Origin of the sequence: Micromonospora foliorum (assembly GCF_022229015.1) — a bacterium.
GTDB lineage: Bacteria > Actinomycetota > Actinomycetes > Mycobacteriales > Micromonosporaceae > Micromonospora > Micromonospora foliorum.
Genome location: NZ_JAKKFF010000424.1, coordinates 1 through 13,271, shown reverse-complemented (window position 1 = coordinate 13,271; position 13,271 = coordinate 1). Strand labels below are relative to the sequence as shown.

Genomic DNA, 13,271 nt, shown 5'->3' with positions numbered 1-13,271 from the left:
TTCGTGGCGCCGGTCGGCGGGCATAACCCGCCGACCGACCTCAACCGGTACGTCGGACGAGCGTGCCGGTCGGGTGCCGCCCGCTGATCGGGGCGGCCGGCGCGCTGAACGACGAGCCGGTGTAGGTGGTGCCGGGGCGGGGGGCGACCGCACCGGCGGAGCGGACCACCCCCGCGGGCGAGACCGACAGGGCCGAGGCGATCGCCGCCTGGGCGTCCCGACGACGCCGGTTCCAGGCGCCCCGGTCACCGTCGAAGTAGCCCTGCCGGTAACCGAAGCGGTAGCCGATGCGGTAGCTGAGCTGCCCGTGCAACCGCCCGGCCGCGTAGCTGGTGGCACCGAGCACCAGGACGAGGAACACCGCGAGAAACGGGCTCATCGGGCAGCTCCGGCCCAGCCGGGACGCCAGGTCATCGCTCCTCCGGCTCGATCGTGGTGGGGTCGGCGACGAGCAGCCGGTCCAGGTCGTCGGTGCTGACCTCCTCGACCAGCTCGACGCTGATCCGGCAGCCGTCCAGCACGACTTCGGCCACCGAGGACCGGCGGATCTCGCCGCCGGCGTCGTAGACCCGGACACTCAGCTCGGGGCAGCCGAGATGGGTACGCCAGGCGTTCCACTCGGCACGATCGCCGACGCTCAGCGACAGGTAGCGGCAGCCTCGGGCGAGGTAGAGGCGCCAGGGGGCGGTCAGCCCCGCGGCGACCCCCTCGGCGATCAGCCCGAAGGCCTGGGCGCGGGTGGCGAGCTCGGTCACCACGACCCCCTGGCACCGGGGGCGTGACGCATGTGAGCACCAATCGTCTCATGCACGTGACACACCGTAGATTGTCCCATGGGCGTGACAGTATCAGCTTTTCGTCCGGTTACGTTTGCCACTACGTTCATCTATTCTGCCCGCGTGACACCCCTCAACAGTGGCACTGACTCGTTTACCGGAAATCCGAACCCTTTGTCACGTCCGCGTGACAGCGGCGAGCCGGGGCACGCGGCCACCGCCGGCTGGCCGTACCGTCACGGAGTGACCGAGACGGCCAATGCGCGGAAGATCGCCTTCGCCACCTTCGTCCGGCGGGCCCTGGACGAGGCACGGGCGACCCGAGCCTGGAGCGGCACCGAGGTGTCCCGGCGCACCGGCGTCTCCCGGCAGACCATCAACCGTTGGGTCCGGGGCGACTGGGCCAGCGACCCGGAGGCCGAGCGGGTGGTCGCCTTCTGCGAGGGGTTGGGGCTGAACCCGGCCGCCGCCTTCGCCGCGCTCGGCTGGGACCGCACCGCGGCCGGCCCTCGCACCGGCCAGGCCGCCCCTCCGATGGACCCCGACGTGGAGGCGTTGCTGCGCCGTCTGGTCGATCCGCAGGTGTCGGACGCGGAGAAGTTCCACATCCGGGAAACCATCAGATACCTCGCATACCGCCCAACGTTGCCGGTCGATGTCCGAAAAAGGGGCAATCAGGCAGGCTAGTTCCTCAGATAGCGAAAGAACGCCTGGTCAGGTTCATTCGTTTGCCTCCGGGGCTGGAACGGGCACGCTAGCGTCCCTATTCGTACTGCTTGGGCTCGTCATCGGCGGGGGGACGGGACAAGGCCGAACCTAGCCCTGCGGGACAGAAGGAGGGGTCTGTCCATGACCCTGAAGTGGTTGGCAGTCGTGGTCGCAACGGTGTCGATGACACTGTGGGCGACCGGCAACACGGTGACCCTCGCGGTCGACGGCGGGCAGCTTCCGCTGCTCGTCAACCTCTTTGCGCTCATCACCGCCGGCACCGCGGTCGTCCTGGCCGTCGTCGCCGAGCTGCACGAGCGTCTGAACAACCGCATCAGCGCGCTCACCGAGTTCCTGGTGGCACGGCTCAACGAGATCGAGAACCACACCGGCGATCGCAACACCGGGTTCGTGGAGGGCTACCTGTTGAGCCACGGCCAGGAGGCGGCGGTGGTGCCGTTCGGCCGGCGCGGACGAGGAGCCGCCGAACGCTGATCGCCCACCGCTCAACGGGTCCGCTCGGCCAGGAATGAGCCTGGATCGCCGGGGTACGCTGACGCGCGTGCCGCCGTTGAATCTGGGCAATCAGCAGCCGAAAACCCCGTTGAACGCCGACCAGGCCTGGCGGATAACCGCCAGCCGGGCGGCCGGGACCGTGCTCTTCTTCGACTTCGACGGCACGCTCGCGCCCGTCGACGACGATCCGACCGCGGTACGCCCGGCTCCCAAGGCGTTGGCCGCGATCGAGGCGCTCGCCCCGGTCGTGCAGCGGGTGGCGATCGTGTCCGCCCGACCCGTCGAGTTCCTTCGGGACCAACTCGGCGGGCTCGTCGGCGTGGACCTCTACGGCCTCTACGGCCTGGAGCACAGCCACTCCGGCGGGGAGACCGTCACCGAACCGGCCGCGCTGCCCTGGGTGCCGACCATGGCGGAGCTGGCCGACCTGGCCCGGGCGGAGCTGCCGCCCGGCACGCTCGTGGAGTACAAGCGGCTCTCGGTCGCGCTGCACTGGCGTACCGCCCCGCAACTCGGCCCGACCGTGCAGCAGTGGGGGCAGGCGCAGGCCGACCGTCTGGGGTTGCGTTCGCAGGCCGGGCGGATGGTGCTGGAACTCAAGCCGCCGGTCGACCGGGACAAGGGCATGGTGATCGGCGAGGCGATCAAGGGTGCCACCGGCGCGTGGTACTTCGGCGACGATGTCTCCGACATCAAGGCCTTCGCCGCGCTGCGCGCCCGCGCCGCCACCGACCCGGACTTCCTCGGCGTCTGCGTGGCCGTGGCGAACCCGGAAACCGGACACGAGGTGGCCAACGCCGCCGACCTGACGATCGAGTCGCCGGCCGCCCTGGGCGACTTCCTCACCCGGGCACTGACCCACCTGCCCTGACCTGACTGACCTGACCGGGCGGCGACCGAGGGCGTCGCCGCCGGGTCAGGCGCCGTAACGGCGTTGTCTGGTGGCGTACGAGCGTAGGGCCCGCAGGAAGTCGATGTGCCGGAAGTCCGGCCAGTTGAGCTCGCAGAAGTAGAACTCCGAGTGCGCGGACTGCCAGAGCATGAAACCGGACAGCCGCTGCTCGCCACTGGTGCGGATGACCAGGTCCGGGTCGGGCTGGCCCCGGGTGTAGAGGTGCTCGGCGATGTGCTCGACGTCCAGCACCTCGGCCAACTCCTCGATCGTGCCGCCGGTGGCGGCGTGCTCCAGCAGCAGCGAACGGACCGCGTCGGTGATCTCCCGGCGACCGCCGTAGCCCACCGCGATGTTGACCTCGGCGCCGCCGGTGCGTTCGCGGGTGCGCTCCTCGGCGCCCTTGAGCGCCGCCGCGGTCTGCGCCGGCAGCAGGTCGAGCGCCCCGACGATGCGCAGCCGCCAGGGGTTGCCCTCCTCGGCCAGCTCCACCACCAGGTCCTCAATGATCTTGAGGAGCGGGTCCAGCTCACTGGCCGGGCGTTGCAGGTTGTCGGTGGCCAGCAGGTAGAGGGTCACGTGCCCGACGCCGGCCTGGTCACACCAGCCGAGGACATGCTTGATCTTGGCCGCGCCGACCCGGTGACCGTCGTTCGGGTCGACGAAGCCCATCTCCCTCGCCCATCGGCGGTTGCCGTCGCACATCACCCCGACGTGCCGGGGCACCGGCTTACCCGCGAGCTTCGCCGTGAGCCGGCGCTCGTAGACGGAGTAGATAAGGTTCCGCAGCGTCATCACCTAGCAGCGTAGCGACCCTTGAGCCAGTTCACTGCCTCGGAGCCCCATCCCCGCCGCCGAGACCGATGCCGATCATTGCGAGCGTACGAGCGGTGAGGCGTCCGTCACCCAGTCCCAGCTCGACCACGTCGTAGAACACCCGGTCGTCCCGACGGGCGGCCCGGACCGCCGCGTCCACCACCCGGCGTCGCCGGGCCAGCCAGGCCGCGACCGAGCTGTGCCGCAGGTGGGTGCCGAGGCGACGACGCAGCCCGTGGGCGTAGCGGCCAGCCGCGTCCTCGGGCGACCGGGCCGCCGCCGACCCGGCGAGCGCACCGGAGAGCAGCGCGTAGAAGATCCCCTCCCCGGTGAACGGATTGATCAGTGACAGCGCGTCCCCGGCCAACAGCGTGCGCCCCCGCCCCGGCGTCGGCCGGTGGGTGGAGAGCGGCAGGTGATGGGCGCGCAACGCGGTCACGGTCGCCAGGTCGGTGCCGGGCAGCAGCGCGGCCAGCCGGGACCGGCCTCGGGACAGCCAGGACTTCACGGTGCCGACCGGGACGTCGGTTTCCCGGGCGATCTCCTCGACCGACATGTCGAAGAGGTAGTGCAGGGCCAGCGCCTGCCGGTGCGTGGCGGGCAGTTGCCGGAGCGCTCCGACCAGGAGCACCCCGTCCTCGCTCGGCGGGGGCGCGACCGCCGGTGGTCCGCTCCGGCTCAGTACCACCCGCCGACGGTGCAGACGCCGCCAGCGGTCGGTCGCCAACCGGGCCACCACGAGCCGCAGCCACGCCTCCGGCGCGGGATGCGACGACAGCCGCCCCCACTGCCGCCAGGCCCGGGTGTACGCCTCCTGCACCAGGTCCTGCGCCTCGCTGTGGTCGCCGGCGACCGCATAGCCGTACCGCACCATCCGCCGCGCGGTGCTGCGGTAGAAGTCATCGAAGCTCTGCGCGTCCCGCACGGCCGACCCCCCTCGTTCCCACCCCGTCGCAAGGAGGACGGCGGACCGGCGTCGCAGGTTGCAGGGCTGGACGGTGCTGTCGGTGACGTGACAGATGCGCACAGATCAGGACAACGGCAGAGCCCCCGCCGTTCGGACCTGAAGTGGTCCGGACGACGGGGGCTCGGCGAGGAACTCCCTGCGCTGTCGGGTCAGCCGCCGGCGCTCGGGCTGCCACTCGGCGCACCGGCGGCCTGTTGCGCCTGCTGGAACGCGGTGAGCGCCTCGTCGAGGGCCTTCAGCGCGCGCCCGTACCGCTCGAAGTCGCCGGACGCCTGCGCGGCCCGGACCTCGGTGATAGCGGTCTGCACCCGGTCCGCGGCGGCGGCCAGGTCACCGGTCGGCGGTGGGGTGCCGGGGCTCGGGGTCGCCGTGGGCGCTGGCGTTGGCGTCGCCGTGCCCGAAGGCGCCGGCGTGGGCGTCGTCGGGTTGCCCCCGGTCGTCGGCGGCGGCGACGTGCCCTGCCCGGCCTTCTTACCCTGCTCGACCAACTGCTTGATGCCGTCGTTGATGTTGTCGGCGAGCGCCACGAAAGAGCCGCCGTCACCGTACGAGAGCAGCACCTTCTGCAACAGCGGGTACGCGTCCTGCTGGTTGCTCTTCACGTAGACCGGCTCGACGTAGAGCATCCCGTCGGCGAAGGGCAGCGAGAGCAGGTTGCCGTAGTGCACCTGGGCCTGGTTGCTGGAGAGCAGGTTGAGCTGCTGACGGATGTTCGCGTTGTTGGTCATCTGCTGGTGCACCTGAACCGGACCGGAGATCCGGGTCTGGTCCGGCAACTCCAGCACCTCCAGGCGGGGCTTCCCCTCGACGTACGACCCGGAGATCAGCGCGGCGAGGTTCTGCCGGCCGTTCGGGGTGACCGCCGAGGTGAGCTGGAACCGCGGGCTCTCCTGCCCCGGGAACTGGGTGAACAGGTAGTACGGAGGCTGCTTCTGGCCGCTGTCCGGAGCGTCCGGCACGTTTGGCACCTGCCAGAAGTCCTGGGCCGAGTAGAAGTCACCCGGGTTGGTCACGTGGAACTTGGTCAACAGGTTGCGCTGCACCTTGAACATGTCCGCCGGGTAGCGCAGGTGCTCGGTCAGCTCGACCGGGATCTCCGCCTTCGGCAGCACCAGGTCACCGCCGAACGCCTTGTTCCACGCCTTGAGCACCGGATCGGTGTCGTCGTACTCGTAGAGCTTCACCGTGCCGTCGTACGCGTCGACGGTGGCCTTCACCGAGTTGCGCATGTAGTTGACGTCTTCGCGGGCCAGCTGGAAGGTGCCCCGGTTGGTCAACTCGTCGGTGGTCTCGGTCTGCAGGTTGACCTTCTCCGCGTACGGATAGGTGGCCGCCGTGGTGTAACCGTCGACGATCCACTGCACCCGGCCGTCCACCACCGCCGGGTACGGGTCGCCGTCCAGGGTGAGGAACGGCGCGACCTTCTCCACCCGGTCGCGCGGGTTACGCACATAGAGCAGCTTGGAGTCCTTGTTGACCGCCTCGGAGAGCAGGAAGTTCGACTCCTGCTCCTTGATGGCGTACAGCAGCCGCCGGGTGAAGGAGCCGATCTCGACGCCGCCCTCACCGGTGTAGGTGTAGGACTCGCCGCCACCGTCGCCGACCGGCCGGTCGAACTCGGCCTTCCTGTTCGGGTCGGCCTGGCCGACGATCGCGTAGTCGTCGGCCGCCATCCGCTCGCCGAAGTAGATGCGCGGCTGCTTGGCCGGGATCTGCTCGGTCTGCGAGGAGCACGCCTCCTGGGTCTTCTCGCCGAGGAAGCCGGAGACGAAGAACGGCTGCCCGCCGCAGACCACCTGGTTCGCCGGGGCGGCCACCAGCCCGTACCCGTGGGTGTAGACGGTGTGCCGGTTGATCCAGGTGTTCTGCTGGTCGGTCAGCTCGCCGTAGTTGATCTCCCGGACGCCAACCACGTAGTCGGAGACCTTGCCGTTCACCCCGTACCTGTCGATGTCCAGCTTGGGGCCGAAGTCGTAGAAGCCACGCACCTGCTGGAGCTGGGTGTACGTCTCACTGACCAGTTGCGGGTCGAGCAGCCGCACGTTCGACACCACCGAGGTGTCGGTGGCCAGGTTCGCCGGTGGGGTGAGGTTGTTCGCCGCGTACGGGGTTGTTTCGGTTGCCCCCAACCCGAACGCCGCCCGCGTCGCGTCGATGCTGCGCTGGATGTACGGCGCTTCCTTGTCCTTGGCGCTCGGCTTGACCTCGAAGGTCTGCACCGCCCAGGGGTAGATGCCGCCGATGGCCACCGCGGACACGCCGAGCAACGCCAGCGAGATCCCCGGCCAGACCAGGTTCCGCATCCAGGCGTTGGAGAACACGAGGATCGCGATCGCCACCACGATGGAGATGTAGGCGAGGATCTCCTTCGCCGGCAGCAACGCGTTGACGTCTGCGTAGCCGGCGCCGTACAACTTGGCGCCCTCGTTGTACTCCAGCAGCATGGCCCGCCGGTCCAACACGTACGCGATCGCCTTCAACAGCACGAAGACCGCGACCAGGGTGCTCAGGTGCGCGCGGGCCGCGTTGCTCATCCGGTCACCGACGCCCTGCAGGCGAACACCGCCGAAGAGGTAGTGCACCGCCAGCGCGCCGATCACGGCCAGCACCACCGCGGTGAAGGCGACCCCGAGCAGGTAACGCCAGAACGGCAGTTGGAAGACGTAGAAGCCGATGTCGACCCCGAACTCCGGGTCCTTGATGCCGAAGTCACCGCCGTTGCGGAAGAGCAGCCACTGGTTCCACCGGTTCTGCGCGGAGAGACCGGCGAAGAGCCCGACCACCGCGGCGGTCAGCGAGATCCAGGTGCCGAGACGCGGGCTGAGCACCATCCGGTAGCGCTCCAGGGTGGCCTGCTCCACCGAGTGCGGTCGCAGTCGCGGACGCAACCGGTAGGCCAACCACAGGTTGCCGCCGACGATCACCGCCATGCCGAGGCCGATGGCGAGGAAGAGCACCAGGCGGGTGAGCAGGACGCCGGTGAAGACCTCGGTGTAGCGGACCTCGTCGAACCAGAGCCAGTCGGTCCACGCCTGGACACCCCAGCCGAGCAGGGTGAAGAGCACGAACACCCCGACCAGGACAGCGATTGTGACGCGCCCGCGCCGGCTCATCCTCGGGAGGGGGCTGCTGCTACGCATGACCACTGTTGGCTCCGCACGCTCGATATGATCGGCTCCGACCAGGCACCCAGAGTACGGGGTGTTCCTGAGCGTGTCGGGGCACGGTCACACCGGTCAGCAACGCGTCGGCTGACCACCCGCGCGCAACGTCTCCAGTGCGGTCATCGCCTCGTCCAACGAGCCCACCCGCAACAGCGGCAGGTCGGGCTGCGGGTTGCGGACCGCCTCCGCGCAGTTGTCCGCCGGCACCAGGAAGACCTTGGCCCCGGCGCGCTTGGCGCCGACAAGTTTCTGGGCGATCCCGCCGATCGGGCCGACTGCGCCCTCGTCGTCGATGGTCCCGGTGCCGGCGATGACCTGGCCGCCGGTGAGGTCGGCCGGGGTCAGCTTGTCCACGATCCCCAGGGCGAACATCAGGCCGGCGCTCGGCCCACCGATGTCGCCCAGGTCGATGCCGAGCGTGAACGGGTGCGGCTGCTGCTGATCGATCTCGACGCCGATCCGCGGTCGGCCGTCCTGCTCCTGACTGGTCACCGTCGCGGTGGCCGGCACGCCGTCACGGGTGTAGCCGATGGTCAACGCCGTGCCCGCCGGCTTGGCCCGGACCAGCTCGGTGACCTTCGCGGCCACCGGCACCGGCTGACCGTCGACCGAGGTGATCAGATCGCCGGCCTTCAGCGCCCCGGCCGCCGGGCCGTCCCCGGCCACCGTCTTGATCACGACCTGCACCGGAAAGCCCAACTCCCGCAGTGCGGCGGTCTCCGCGCTGGTCTGCGACGCCTTGAAGTCCTCCGCGTTGCGCTGCTCGACCTGCTCGGTCGACTCCCCCGGCGGGTAGACCAGCTCGCGCGGCACCACCGCCTCGTCGTCGGAGAACCAGCCCGCGATCGCCCCCCGCAACCGCACCGTGGGCTGCACCCCCACCGTGGTCAGCCGCAACTGGCCGGCCGAGGTCGAGGTCTCCCGACCGGAGACCTGGATGACCTCCTTACCGTCGGCCGTACCGAGGGTGTTGACTGTCGGCCCCGGGCCCAGCACCACGTACGGAATCGGCACCCGGAGCACCCCGATGCTCAGCAGGGCGGTGAACAGGGCACCGAGCAGGACCGTCAGGCCACGACGTCTCATGCCGCAGAGCGTACCGACCGGTCGCGGGCCATCCGCCGGATGCGGCGCGCGACTTCGCCCTCAGCGCAACGCCAGCGGCGGCGACCTGGGGCGCGGTCCGCGTACCGTAGATGTCGTGCCTGATATTCCGTTCGGTTTCGCGCTTCCGGGTGGGCAGCCACCAGACCCCAACGATCCCGCGCAGATGCAGCAGTTCATGTCGCAGTTGCAGCACCTGCTCTCCGCGCCGGGCAGCGGGCCGGTCAACTGGGACCTGGCCCGGCAGGTAGCCGCCAGCCAGCTCTCCGCCGCCGGTGACCCGGCGGTGTCGATGTACGAACGCAACGCGGTCGAGGAGGCGCTGCGCCTCGCCGACCTGTGGTTGGAGCCCGCGTCGGCGTGGCCCTCCGGCATCCAGAACCCGGTTGCCTGGAACCGCAACGAGTGGATCTTCAAGACGCTGGACGTGTGGCGCAAGCTGTGCGACCCGGTCGCCAGCCGGATGGTCGGCGCGATGGGCGACCTGGTGCCACCGGAGGCGCGCGCCCAGCTCGGCCCGATGCAGTCGATGGTGGCCTCCCTCGGCGGCGCGCTCTTCGGCGGCCAACTGGGCCAGGCCCTCGGTTCGCTCGCCGCGGAGGTGCTCTCCGCCGGCGACATCGGGCTGCCGCTCGGCCCGGCCGGCACGGCCGCGCTGATCCCGGCCAACATCCGGGCGTACGGCGAGGGCCTGGAGCTGCCCGAGGACGAGGTCCGCCTCTACGTGGCGCTGCGCGAGGCCGCCCACCAGCGGCTGTTCCAGCACGTCCCGTGGCTGCGTGGGCACGTGCTCAGCGCTGTCGAGATGTACGCCTCGGGCATCCGGGTCAACCGGGAGGCGATCGAGGAGGCGATGGGCCGGGTCGACCCGACCGACCCCGAGTCGATGCAGGCGATCGCCCTGGAGGGCATCTTCACCCCGGAGGACACCCCGGCGCAGAAGGCCTCACTGGCCCGCCTGGAGACCGCACTCGCCCTGGTCGAGGGCTGGGTGTGCCACGTCGTGGACAACGCCGCCAGCGACCGGCTGCCCAACGTCGTCCGGTTGGGCGAGGCGTTCCGCCGTCGCCGGGCCGCCGGCGGTCCCGCCGAGCAGACCTTCGCCGCGCTGGTCGGTCTGGAACTGCGCCCCCGCCGGCTGCGCGAGGCGGCGGCGCTCTGGGCCGCGCTCACCCAGCACCGTGGCATCGAAGGCCGCGACGCCGTCTGGGGCCACCCGGACCTGCTCCCGTCGGACGACGACTTCGCCGACCCGGTCGCGTTCGCCATGAACGACATGGACCTCAGCGAGCTGGACAGCTTCGACTTCACCGCCCCCGGCGGGTTCGAGGAGAAGGCCCCCGGGCAGTCCGGCGAGTCGGGTCAGTCCGACGAGACCGACGGCGAGGGCGACGCCAAGTCCTGACGCCCGCGTAACGACAGCCTGCGCCCGGGTGCCCGCTTGATCGACAGCGGGCACCCGGGCGCGTTCGCAGGTCCTCAGCCAGCGAGGCCGGCTGCCGGCAGCTCCGCTGGTCGCCCAGGTCCCAAGCCAGCGAGGCCGGCGGGGCAGCCCTGCCGGCGGGCACTGGCTCGGGTCTTGTCGGCAGGCAGGGTGACGGTTCAGGCGGGTCGGCCCGACCCGGAGAGCAGGGCGCGGGTCGCTTCCCAACCCTCGAAGGCCGGGTCGAGCGTGGCCAGGTCAGCCGGGCCGCGCAGTCGTCGCCAGCCGGCCGTGACCGCCACGTCACCCGGGCGCGGCGCATTCGCCCGCGCCTCAGCCGGCGTCGCCGTGTCCAGCTCCAGCGTCGGTAGCCAGTCCGGCGCGGGCAGTCGTACCGCGACCCCGAGCAGACCCGGCCCGCCGCCCTCGACCGGAGCCACCGCGACCGGTCGGGTGGTGAGTGGGCGGAGCAGCTTGCCGACGGTCAGTGCGGGCAGGTCAGGCACGTCACTGACCAGCACGGCCGCCTGGTCGTACCCCTCCAACGCGGCGAACACGGCGTTCGGCGTCGGCTCGGCCACCTCGTACACCGCCGTGCCGGGCCACACCAGCGCATCGGCCAGCGCCCGGTCGGCCGGGGTCACCGCGACCGCGACCTCCACCTCGTTGAGCGTGGCGAGCAGGTCGATGACGTCTTCCGCGAGGGCCGCTCGCCACTCCGCCAGGTCAACGCCCGGCGGCGACCAGCGCACCGGCCCGAGCATCGCCACCACCACCCGTCGCGCCATCCCCCGACCCTAGCGCCCCACCACGCGCGGCCACCCCACCCGGCCCGACCGCCCTGAGCCGACCCACTACGCCGACCACCCACCCGAGGCAGACCCACCTACCTGAGCCGACCCAATCCATCCCACCCAGGCCATCCGACCCGGACAAATCGGCCCGACCCGGACGCACTGGCGAAGGCTCGACGACATGATCGACTCGGTTTCCTTGAAGTCGCGGTCTCCCGACTGCCTCGACAGCCCGGTATTCAGGAAGGCGAGTGGATCTAGGCCGCTCCACGCCTCGGACGGCGGCTGGCGCTGGGCGGGGGCACCCCGGAGGGCCCGGGGGTGGATCAGGTGGGGACCCGGGGTGTGGGTCAGGTGGGGAGTGGTGCGCAGGAGGCGGCGGCTACTCCTTCGAGGTAGCCGCGGGCGCGCTCCGCCTTGGGGTAGCGACCGACCAACGCCCAGAACCGAGCGTTGTGGCTGGGCACGATGAGGTGCGCCAGCTCGTGGAGCAGCACATAGTCGATCACCCATTCGGGCATCTCCTGGACGCGGTGGGAGATGCGGATGCTGCGGTCTGCCGGCGTGCAGGAGCCCCACCGACCGTTCTGGTTGGTGACCCAACGGACGCTGGCCGGCACCGCCTTCGTGGCGTACCCGGCGAGGTAGAGGTCGATGAGCCGGTTGGCGCGGGCCAGCAGCTCGGCGTCGGAGCGGGCGAGGCGCCCCTCCCGGGCGGCGAGCCGGGCGAGCATCCGGTCGACCCACTCGCTCTCCTCGGCGCGGGAGAACTGGTCGGGGATGAGGACGACCACTCGCTCACCGTCACGGTACGCGGACACCGTGCGTCGTCGACGCTGGCTGCGCCGCACCTCGACGACCGGCTTGCGCGTCCCCGCCATCACTGGCCCGCGCAGCCTCGACTACGTGTCACGAAGGAAAGCTAATGCGTACTGACCAGGGGTCCGCAAGAGTCAACCGCACGACACGCGCCCAGAAAATGGTGATTGGTCGCCAGGCGTCCCGAAAATTTCTTGACCGCAGCGCCATCGCGCCATCTCGTCACCCTTCGTGAACCCCGATGGCGTCGGTACGCGGCACTCCCCCACCGTAGGTGATCACCGCTCCGGATGCCGCTGCGGGGGCACTCGCACGGGTGGCTGTCAGGGTTTGGTCGGCGTGTCCCCGCCAAACTGACTTATCCGACCTATTTCGCCATGCACACTCTCGACGTCGACTTGCTCACAGTGTCGATGCACAGCTGACATGGAACTGCCCAGACCTGGGTAGGGTCCGCGGACCAGCGGTCACGAAGGTGGCCGCGGAGTGAGACCCAGCGCCGGCGCCCCGTGTGGCCCGCCGCCGGGCACCCCGCCGGAACGGCATTGACCGGCGGACGAGACGAGGAGGGCACCGTGGCCGACCAGGCCCAGACGACCTACAACGGTTACTGCGTGAAGTGCAAGGAGAAGCGGGACTTCGAGGGGCACGTCGAGGTCTCGAAGACCGGAATGAACATGGCCAAGGGCAAGTGCCCGGTATGCGGGACAACAGTGAACCGCATCCTGGGCAAGGCCAAGGTCTGACCCGAACGGGTGAACGGGGGTGGGGTGGCCGGTGGCCACCCCACCCCCGTTGCCGATCGGGAGTTCGGTGCCACCGGCGTCGGTAGCCCTGTCGGGTGACCGACAACAGGCACGGCGGGCTGTGGAAAACCCGTCAAACCCTGTGGATAGCGCTGAACAGCGGCCTGGCCACCTGTGGACAACGATCGACCGAACGCGAAGACGCGATCACAATTCGTGACCATGAGCCGCACCGTACTGCCCCGCCCGACCCTGCTGCCCGGCCTCAACCGGCTCTGGCGGGACCGGCACACCCTCCAACTCGGCGTCGGCCCCGGGCCGGCCGTCCTGCTGGAGTTGGCCAACCCACGCGCCGCCCACCTGCTCGACCTGCTCGACGGCACCCGCAGCGAGCGCGTCGTGCTGGCCCAGGCCACGACCGCCCAGGTCAGCGCCGACGACGCGCGTACCCTGCTCGACACCCTGCGGGCCGCCGGCCTGCTGGTGCCCGCGCACAGCCTGCTCCCCCGCGACCTGACCGGCCCGGTCCGTGCCCGGCTCGCGGCG

12 protein-coding genes and 2 pseudogenes are annotated in these 13,271 nt (G+C 70.6%); 6 read left to right on the top strand and 8 right to left on the bottom strand.

Going from position 1 to position 13,271, the window contains the following annotated elements:
* Positions 1–40: 40 nt before the first annotated feature.
* The gene (locus tag PSH25_RS26405; RefSeq protein ID WP_238661607.1) at positions 41–379 is read right to left on the bottom strand and encodes a hypothetical protein; all 339 of its coding nucleotides are present in this window, start codon (positions 377–379) and stop codon (positions 41–43) included.
* 31 nt (positions 380–410) lie between these two features.
* Entirely contained in the window at positions 411–755 is a 345-nt protein-coding gene (locus PSH25_RS26400; RefSeq protein WP_030328857.1) for a hypothetical protein, read from the bottom strand.
* A gap of 264 nt (positions 756–1,019) precedes the next feature.
* Here PSH25_RS26400 and PSH25_RS26395 point away from each other — a divergent pair, with 264 nt between their 5' ends.
* From PSH25_RS26395 to otsB, 3 genes are all read left to right on the top strand, one after another.
* Positions 1,020–1,463: an XRE family transcriptional regulator gene (locus tag PSH25_RS26395; RefSeq protein ID WP_030486711.1), complete on the top strand. Its 444-nt coding sequence runs from the start codon at positions 1,020–1,022 to the stop codon at positions 1,461–1,463.
* A gap of 162 nt (positions 1,464–1,625) precedes the next feature.
* On the top strand, positions 1,626–1,979 hold the full coding sequence (locus PSH25_RS26390) for a hypothetical protein (protein ID WP_238661606.1): 354 nt from the start codon (positions 1,626–1,628) through the stop codon (positions 1,977–1,979).
* Positions 1,980–2,046: 67 nt separating this feature from the next.
* Positions 2,047–2,871 (top strand): trehalose-phosphatase, encoded by an 825-nt coding sequence (gene otsB / locus PSH25_RS26385; protein ID WP_238661605.1) that lies wholly within the window; start codon positions 2,047–2,049, stop codon positions 2,869–2,871.
* A 45-nt stretch (positions 2,872–2,916) separates the two neighbouring features.
* Here the strand turns inward: otsB and PSH25_RS26380 are convergent, their stop codons facing one another.
* From PSH25_RS26380 to PSH25_RS26360, 4 genes and pseudogenes are all read right to left on the bottom strand, one after another.
* Positions 2,917–3,687, bottom strand: a complete 771-nt coding sequence (locus PSH25_RS26380; protein WP_238661604.1) for an isoprenyl transferase — start codon at positions 3,685–3,687, stop codon at positions 2,917–2,919.
* Between the two features lie 31 nt (positions 3,688–3,718).
* A pseudogene (locus tag PSH25_RS33745) lies at positions 3,719–4,615 on the bottom strand (SigE family RNA polymerase sigma factor); the annotation flags it as partial.
* A 209-nt stretch (positions 4,616–4,824) separates the two neighbouring features.
* A complete protein-coding gene (locus PSH25_RS26365; RefSeq protein WP_238661603.1) occupies positions 4,825–7,815 on the bottom strand; it encodes a UPF0182 family membrane protein in 2,991 nt (996 codons plus the stop codon).
* 96 nt (positions 7,816–7,911) lie between these two features.
* Positions 7,912–8,925, bottom strand: a complete 1,014-nt coding sequence (locus PSH25_RS26360) for a YlbL family protein (RefSeq protein ID WP_238661602.1) — start codon at positions 8,923–8,925, stop codon at positions 7,912–7,914.
* Positions 8,926–9,040: 115 nt separating this feature from the next.
* Between PSH25_RS26360 and PSH25_RS26355 the strand changes: the two genes are divergently transcribed.
* On the top strand, positions 9,041–10,348 hold the full coding sequence (locus tag PSH25_RS26355; RefSeq protein ID WP_238661601.1) for a zinc-dependent metalloprotease: 1,308 nt from the start codon (positions 9,041–9,043) through the stop codon (positions 10,346–10,348).
* Between the two features lie 197 nt (positions 10,349–10,545).
* Here PSH25_RS26355 and PSH25_RS26350 read toward each other — a convergent pair whose 3' ends face one another.
* Both PSH25_RS26350 and PSH25_RS26345 read right to left on the bottom strand, forming a co-directional pair.
* The gene (locus PSH25_RS26350) at positions 10,546–11,154 is read right to left on the bottom strand and encodes a hypothetical protein (protein ID WP_238661600.1); all 609 of its coding nucleotides are present in this window, start codon (positions 11,152–11,154) and stop codon (positions 10,546–10,548) included.
* A gap of 356 nt (positions 11,155–11,510) precedes the next feature.
* Positions 11,511–12,041: a M48 metallopeptidase family protein gene (locus PSH25_RS26345; RefSeq protein WP_238661599.1), complete on the bottom strand. Its 531-nt coding sequence runs from the start codon at positions 12,039–12,041 to the stop codon at positions 11,511–11,513.
* A gap of 513 nt (positions 12,042–12,554) precedes the next feature.
* On the opposite strand from PSH25_RS26345, the gene PSH25_RS26340 reads away from it, so the two are divergent.
* Together PSH25_RS26340 and PSH25_RS26335 are read left to right on the top strand one after the other, a co-directional pair.
* On the top strand, positions 12,555–12,725 hold the full coding sequence (locus tag PSH25_RS26340; RefSeq protein WP_167457767.1) for a DUF5679 domain-containing protein: 171 nt from the start codon (positions 12,555–12,557) through the stop codon (positions 12,723–12,725).
* 222 nt (positions 12,726–12,947) lie between these two features.
* Positions 12,948–13,271, top strand: a pseudogene (locus PSH25_RS26335) (hypothetical protein); the annotation flags it as partial.

Excerpts from the sequence above, each read along its gene's own strand:
- PSH25_RS26405 (WP_238661607.1), bottom strand. The coding sequence starts at position 379 with ATGAGCCCGTTTCTCGCGGTGTTCCTCGTCCTGGTGCTCGGTGCCACC.
- PSH25_RS26390 (WP_238661606.1), top strand. The coding sequence starts at position 1,626 with ATGACCCTGAAGTGGTTGGCAGTCGTGGTCGCAACGGTGTCGATGACA.
- PSH25_RS26380 (WP_238661604.1), bottom strand. The coding sequence starts at position 3,687 with ATGACGCTGCGGAACCTTATCTACTCCGTCTACGAGCGCCGGCTCACG.
- PSH25_RS26365 (WP_238661603.1), bottom strand. The coding sequence starts at position 7,815 with ATGCGTAGCAGCAGCCCCCTCCCGAGGATGAGCCGGCGCGGGCGCGTC.
- PSH25_RS26360 (WP_238661602.1), bottom strand. The coding sequence starts at position 8,925 with ATGAGACGTCGTGGCCTGACGGTCCTGCTCGGTGCCCTGTTCACCGCC.
- PSH25_RS26350 (WP_238661600.1), bottom strand. The coding sequence starts at position 11,154 with ATGGCGCGACGGGTGGTGGTGGCGATGCTCGGGCCGGTGCGCTGGTCG.
- PSH25_RS26345 (WP_238661599.1), bottom strand. The coding sequence starts at position 12,041 with ATGGCGGGGACGCGCAAGCCGGTCGTCGAGGTGCGGCGCAGCCAGCGT.